We start from the raw sequence: 2,837 nt of genomic DNA on the forward strand, positions 1-2,837 counted from the left end.
TCCAACAACGGCAAACGGTCCACTGGGCGAGCGTCCGCACCCTCGGCCACCATCGCATCCAGCAGATGCCGCCAATGCCCCATCCAGCGTTCCAGCGTCGCGCGCTCGAACAGTGCGGTGGCATAGGTCAGGCGACCGACGATCTGCCCTTCGCTTTCGGCCAAGGACAGCATGAGGTCGAACTGCGCATGCTCGCAGGCAATGCCCATCCTGCTCGCTTCAAGACCACCAAGATCCAGTGCGACCTGTGGCGTGTTCTGCCACGCGAACATCACCTGAAACAGGGGCGTATGCGCCAGGCTGCGCGGCGGCTGTACCAGTTCGACCACCTGTTCGAATGGGATGTCCTGATGCGCCTGCGCCTGCAATGCACGTTCCTGCACCGAGGCCAGCAATTGCGCCAGCGTCGAGGCGCCGGAGACGTCCACCCGCAACGCCAGGGTATTGACGAAGAACCCGATCAGCCCTTCGGTCTCCGAGCGGCCACGATTGGCCACCGGACTGCCGATCACCACATCCTGCTGACCGGACAGACGCGACAGCAGCATCGCCCAGCTGGCCAGCAACGTCGTATACAGCGTCAGCCCGTGGCGCTGGCTCAATGCCTTGAGCGCCTGCGCCTGCTGCCGGTCGACGACCACTTCCAGCCCTGCACCCGCATGGTCTTGCTCGGCCGGCCGCGGACGGTCCGTCGGCAGTTCCAGCAGCACCGGCACATCGCACAAGGCTTCGCGCCAATAGCTCGCCTGCTGGTGCAACACCTCCCCTGCCAACCAGTGCCGCTGCCAGCTCGCATAATCGGCGTACTGGATCGGTAACGGCGCCAACGGATCGGTATCGCCGCGTGCAAAGGCGCGGTACAGCACATTCAGTTCGTCGATCAGGATTCCCATCGACCAGCCGTCCGAGACGATGTGGTGCATGCAGACGAACACCACAGATTCGGTCTCGGCAAGCTGCACCAACGCGCCACGGATCAACGGGCCGCTCTCCAGCACGAACGGGGCTCGCGCCACGTCGGCCAACACCTGCTCCAGCATCGCCTCGCGCTGGGGCGCGTCTCGCAGATCGTGCACCGCCAGCGCAAAACCGCTGTCCTGGGCGGCAACCTGCTGCAGCACCTGGCCCTCGCGCTGGACGAAGCTGGTGCGCAGCGACGCGTGCCGGGCCACGATGCGATCCAGGGCGCGCTGCAGCGCCGGCCTCTCCAGCACGCCGTGCAGGCGCAGGCCAGCGCTGATGTGGTACGCCTCACTGACTCCCTCGAACTGCGACAGGAACCAGAGTCGTTGCTGGGCATACGACACCACGCGCGGCGCATCCGATGGCAGCGGCACGATCGGCAACGACACCGCGGTAGATGCCGATGCCACACAGGCGGCAAGTTGCTGCAACGTTGTCTGTGCAAACAGCTCGGCCACGCCAATCTCGACTCCCAACGCCTGGCGTAGACGCGAAATCACCCGAACGGCCAACAACGAGTGACCGCCGAGTGCGAAAAAGCTGTCGTGCCGGCCGATCGTTTCCAGACCCAGCAGCTCGCTCCAGATCCCGGCAATCGTTTGCTCAATCGCCCCTTGCGGCGCTGCGTACTGCTGGTGCGCATGGGCATCGGCATCGGGCGCCGGCAGCGCCTTGCGATCCAGCTTGCCGTTGGGCGTCAGCGGCAAGGCCTCCAGCTGCACATAGGCCGCGGGAAGCATGTACTCCATCAACTGCGCCTGCAGGTACGTGCGTAATACCCCCGCATCGATGCTGCCGTGATCGGCCGCATCGCAGCAGTAGTACGCCACCAACTGCCGCAAGCCCGGCACATCCTCGCGCTGTATCACCGCCACCGCACTGATGCCTGGGTACGTCCGCAAGGCCGCTTCGATCTCGCCCAACTCCACGCGGAAGCCGCGGATCTTCACCTGCCCGTCGGCGCGTCCCACAAATGCCAGCGTGCCATCGTCCTGCCAACGGACCAGATCGCCGGTGCGGTACAGCAGGGCATCGCTGTTTGCACCAAACGGATCGGGCACGAAGCGTTCGACAGTCAGCGCAGGACGATTCAAGTAGCCCAGCGCGACACCATCGCCGCCGATGTAAAGCTCGCCCTCCACTCCGATCGGCACTGGCTGACCATACGCATCCAGCACGTACGCCTGGGTGTTGCCGATCGGGCGCCCGATCGCAATCCCCGAGGCCGGCGCCTGGGTGATCCGGTGGGTGGTCGCGAAGGTGGTGGTCTCGGTCGGGCCATAGCCGTTGAGAAACACCTGCGGTGGGCTGTCTTCGAGCACACGCCCCACCACGGCAGGGTCCAGGACATCGCCACCGACCAGCAGGTAACGCAGCTGCGCAAAGACCGGCGACAGGCTCGACGCATACTGATGGAACACACCCGCCGTCAGCCACAGCACCGTCACCTGCGCGTCCTGCAGGCACTGCCGCAAGCGCTCCGGCGACAGCAAGACATCCTGTGCGACAACAACGACGCAGCCGCCGTTGAGCAGCGGTGCCCAGACCTCCAGCGTACTGGCATCGAAGGCGGGATTGGCCGCAAAGGCCACCCGATCGGAGGCGATGAACTCGGCGTAGCCGTTGTTGCAGACCAACCGGCTGATCGCGCGATGCGGCACACGCACGCCCTTGGGCATGCCGGTGGAGCCGGAGGTGTACATCAGATAGGCCGTGCTGTGGCTGACCTGCGGCAGCGCCGGGGCATGATCGGCCAGCGTCTCCAGCTCGAGCCTGTCCAGATCCAGCCGCTCGCTGCCATCTGGCAGCGCCTGCTCGCTCTGCGTGATGACCCAGCGCGCCCCGCTGTCCTGCAGCATCGTCTGCAAGCGTCC

Annotated in this window: 1 protein-coding gene; it reads right to left on the reverse strand. The window is 65.6% G+C overall.

The features are described from left to right. A partial coding sequence (locus XBLMG947_RS20680; protein ID WP_139074473.1) for a non-ribosomal peptide synthetase occupies window positions 1–2,837 on the reverse strand: 2,837 nt, incomplete at both ends.

This window comes from Xanthomonas bromi (genome assembly GCF_900092025.1).
In the GTDB taxonomy this organism is placed as follows: Bacteria; Pseudomonadota; Gammaproteobacteria; order Xanthomonadales; family Xanthomonadaceae; genus Xanthomonas; species Xanthomonas bromi.